This is a genomic window from Clostridiales bacterium (assembly GCA_017961515.1).
In the GTDB taxonomy this organism is placed as follows: domain Bacteria; phylum Bacillota; class Clostridia; order Acetivibrionales; family RGIG10202; genus RGIG10202.
Window position 1 is genome coordinate 1 of sequence record JAGCXC010000065.1, and the last position, 4,619, is coordinate 4,619.

A 4,619-nucleotide genomic window follows, 5' to 3' on the forward strand; every position below is an offset into this window, starting at 1 on the left:
ATTAGTTTGCTCAACGTCGAAGACGATAAAATATTGCAAGATAAAAAAAGAATAAGTGTTTTGTTTAATGGTATAGCAGATAGGCAAGTTCAATATTATTTATCTGCATGTATGTATCTTGGTATTATTAATAGTGAAAAAGAATTTACTTCAAACGGGAAAATACTAAGACATCTATCAAGAACAGAACAAGAAATAGAATTGGCAAAACTTATATTATCTCATGAAATTTTCGCGCATATATATTTTTTAGAAAAACGCTTAGGTGCAAAATTAGATAGAAACGATGTTATTGAAATACTAAAAACACAAGTTAAGTTTGACAGTGAAGAAATGTATAAAAGAAGATCCCAAACAGTTATTAAATGGATCGAATGGATAAACAACAATTTTCATGATGAGTTTTAATAGAGAGTTATTATATACTATTTAATAGTAAAGGCAATAGAATATTAGTCTTTTAGACTAAAAATACCTTTTTACCCTAAAAATAAGCACTCAAAAAATATTTTAAAATTTTTCAAACTTTTTTTTAAAAAACTATTGACATCCTCTAAAATTGTAGTATAATATAATCACGAACAAACGTTTGTTCGATTTTTGGTATATGTGTATAGTGGTTATAAATGAGTAGTGGTGAGACTCCGCTAATTTTTGTATTGTTCTAGATCTTTAGTAAATATGTAAAGATGGATACAGTTAGGCGAGAAACTGTGTTTCTTTATGTATTTTATTATCTCAGAATATGCTAGGATGCCATGAACGCGTGGCGGGGGTAAGCGTTCTAAGTGTGTCCCAATTATAGTATCATATAAGTGTTTAAGTAATATTCATAATATATTATTTCCCTGAGAAGGGAAATCAAGTAAATATAAGTAAAAGCGTAGCGTTAACAAAATATTCTTAGTCTTTATACTAACTGACGATATATAGAAAGATAAAGTTTATACAAGAAATTATTAAGAAAAATAAAAATAAAAGAAAGTTAAAGAAAGCTTTAATAAAAAGAAAAGATGCGGGGTTCTTTATAAAGCTTAAACTTAGATAAAGAAAATAATAATTTGTATAAGAAGATAGTATTTAAGGAGTAATAAGTGTGTATATGTGCTAAAGTGAGTAGGGTGTCTCTTCTAAGATAAAGATAAAATAACTAAGAGAGAAATAATAAAGTGAAATAAGCTTATATGTATGTGCCGGTTTCTCTGTTAGTAAAAAGATTCATGAAGAAATGAGACGTTAGTCTCCAAGAAAAAAATAATAAATAATAATTAATAAAAAATATAAAAGAATAAGAGATAAGTTGTTAAGATACGTTAAGTGTGTTTAACCTAGAGAGATTGGGATCTGGCTCTTCTAAGGACAAGAAAGATATTAGGTGACGTAGTCACAATCAAGAATAAAAGAAAATATGAGACATAGTCTCCAAGAAAAGAGAAAAATCAAAAAAGGAGGAATTATTACTTAAAAAGAGAAATAGAAAATCAAGAGCGCAAAGTGTGGATACCTTAATAATAAATCTATTGATTTATACTCAAGAAAAAAAGTAAAATTAGATAATATGCAAAAAGTTAGTTTAAATGGTGTTTGGGATATTGAATCTCAAAATAAGAAATATGTTTTAAAGGGAGATGTCCCTGGTACAGATTTTGGTAATCTTGTAAAACAAGGAATTATAGTGAGTCCTCTAATATCCGGAATAGAGGAGGAGGCTTTAAAAATAGCCGAGAATGATTTTTCATTTTCAAGATTTTTTGAAATAACCAAAGAAATATTATCTTTTAATCATGTAGCACTTCGCTGTGAATGCATAGACACCTTGGCAAATGTGTATGTTAACGATAACTTGGTTGCATCCCTTAATAATGCATATATCCCGCTAAATGTAGATATTAAGGCTCAACTAAGAGAAGGAAACAATAACATCAAGATAGAGTGCCATTCTGCATATAACTATATAAGAGAAAAACAAGAGAAAAATAAACTTCCAACAAACTTTAACGGAGTTAATGGTATCCCGTATGTTAGAAAACCAGGTTGCCACTTCGGTTGGGACTGGGGTCCATGCGTACCATACTGCGGTATTTTGGATGAGATATATCTCAAGGCTTTCAATGAAGAAATAAAAGATATAGCCATAAAACAAGAGACAAATAAGGAATTATCTAAATTATATGTATCTTGCTTGGGTGCAAAGGATATTTTTATCCTTACTCCAACAAATGAAAAGATTCCTGTTAAGGACGGCTATGCAGAGATTAAGAATCCTGTTCTTTGGTATACAAAGGAAATGTCTAATAAAGAAACTCAACCTTTATATAAGGTAGTCTTTGAAAATGAAGAAGAAGAAGTAATAAAGGAAATAGGTCTTCGCTCATTGTATCTAGATCAAAGCAAGGATGAATACGGCACTAATTTCTGCTTTGTCTTGAATGGAGAAAAGATGTTTGCAAAGGGAGCTAACTTAATCCCATTTGCCGCTATATATGAAGATATAACAAAAGAGATGGTAGACTACTATATTAATCTCGCACTAGAGTCTAACTTCAATATCATCCGTGTATGGGGCGGTGGTTCATATATAGATGAGTACTTCTTGTCTCAGTGTGATAAACTCGGTATTCTTGTATGGCAAGACTTCTGCTTTGCCTGCCAATTATATCCATTCTATGATAAAGACTTCAAAGAAAATGTAATTAAAGAAATAACATATAATGTTATAAGAGAGTCTAATCATCCATGCCTTGCACTGTTTTGTGGTAATAATGAAATAGAAACAATGTATGCCTGGATGAACAGCAATACAAAACTTTTAAAGGCATATAAAGAATTCTTCTATGATGTATGCCCAGATATCTTAAAAGATATAACAAATGTGTCTTATATCCCAACATCTCCTGTTGGCAGTGATTTCATGAAGGATATATCTTCAGATAACCACGGAGATACTCATATGTGGAATGTATGGCATGGCCTTAAGAAACTAGATTATTACGGAAAGAGATATTCAAGGTTCTTATCTGAATTTGGACTAGAATCCCTTCCATCTATGAAGGCAATAAACACATTTGCAAGTGGGGATGAACTAGATATTAACTCTAAATCATTTAATGCACACCAAAAGTGCGGCGGCGGAAATAAGAAAATGCTGTTCTATTTAACAGAGTTCTTCGATTTCCCTAAATACTTTGAAACTCTTCCATACCTTACAGGTATAGTCCAGGCAGAATGTATAAAGAATGCAGCAGTCCACTTTAGACAAAACAAGGGAAGATGTAATGGCGCTATATACTGGCAATATAATGATGTATGGAATTGTCCAAGCTGGAGCTCTGTAGACTTTGAAGGCGTCCCTAAAGCTCTTCAATACAAAGCAAAGGAATTCTTCAAGCCAATTACATTAACGTGTTCTAAAGAAAAGGGAAGAGCCGTTATATTCGCCCACAATGATACTCTTTCTCCTCAAGAGATAGATTTAAAGATCCAAGAGTATGATATTAAGACAGATGAGATAGTCTCAACCTTTGAACAACACTTATCTTTAGATAAGAATAGTTCAGAATATGTAATGGCGCTAAAGACTAATAAGGATTATGCTCTAAAGATTACATGTAATGGAGAGAGCATATACGAGATTATGGATAGACCATATAAGCTCCCGCTTAAGAAGGTTAACTTCAATACATACTTATATGGTAACAAACTAACAATATCTGCAGATACATTTGCATATGATGTTTGTATAGACTCAGATGCTATACCAAAGGATAATTACTTCTCGCTACTTAAGGGAGAGAGTAAGACTATAGAGCTTAGTAAAGAGCATACATATGTAAATATAATATGTGCAAATAACATAGAATATAAAAAGAATAGAGTGGGTAAGGCATTGTTTAGATTCTTCTATAGACTAAAACCTATAAACGTAGCAAGGTATGTATTCTACTCATTAAATTAAAGGAGATAAATTATGACAAAAACAGTTTATATTGAAGGCATGATGTGTAAACACTGCGCGGCAAACGTTAAAAAAGCACTAGAGGCAATAGATGGTATAACTTCAGTAGATGTAGATATTGAAAACAAGAAAGCCATAGTATCTTTAAGCGATGAAATAGCAAATGAAACTATAGAAAATGCTATTAAGGATGAAGGATATACAGTTACTAAGATAGATTAATCCTAATATATCTCAATTTAGTATAAAATTATGCGCTACACGACTTGTGTGGCCATTATTTTGCCCTTATGTATATACATTGTATTGACAATATAATTATAATGTAATACAATTTTGGTATAGAAATGGAGGAGTAAAAGATGGCCATACTGCAAGTTAGAGTAGATGACGAACTAAAAAATCAGGCAAACGCAATATATAATGAACTGGGATTAGATATATCAACTGCAATAAGAATGTTCCTAAAAAGAACAGTAGTGGTTGGGGGACTTCCTTTTGATACAAGAGTAGGTGATTCAGCCTCTCGTGATAGTGTAAATACAGGGTATTCTCCTCCTTATGTTGGATCAAGTGTAGATACAGAAGAAACAATAGAAGAGATTAATGAAGAAATAAGAAAAGCAAGAGAAGAAAGAAAAAAGGGGAACAATTAAGTCCCCCG

Annotated in this window: 4 protein-coding genes; all 4 read left to right on the forward strand. The window is 31.6% G+C overall.

The annotated features are described in order from the left end of the window. The coding region (locus J6Y29_04695) for a hypothetical protein (GenBank protein MBP5427169.1) at positions 1-408 on the forward strand (408 nt) is incomplete at its 5' end. 1,150 nt (positions 409-1,558) lie between these two features. Then, complete coding sequence (locus J6Y29_04700) at positions 1,559-3,955, forward strand: hypothetical protein (protein ID MBP5427170.1); 2,397 nt, start codon at positions 1,559-1,561, stop codon at positions 3,953-3,955. 12 nt (positions 3,956-3,967) lie between these two features. After that, positions 3,968-4,177, forward strand: coding sequence for a heavy-metal-associated domain-containing protein (locus tag J6Y29_04705; protein ID MBP5427171.1), 210 nt, complete (start codon positions 3,968-3,970; stop codon positions 4,175-4,177). Positions 4,178-4,317: 140 nt separating this feature from the next. Continuing rightward, complete coding sequence (locus J6Y29_04710) at positions 4,318-4,611, forward strand: type II toxin-antitoxin system RelB/DinJ family antitoxin (protein MBP5427172.1); 294 nt, start codon at positions 4,318-4,320, stop codon at positions 4,609-4,611. Positions 4,612-4,619 lie beyond the last annotated feature (8 nt).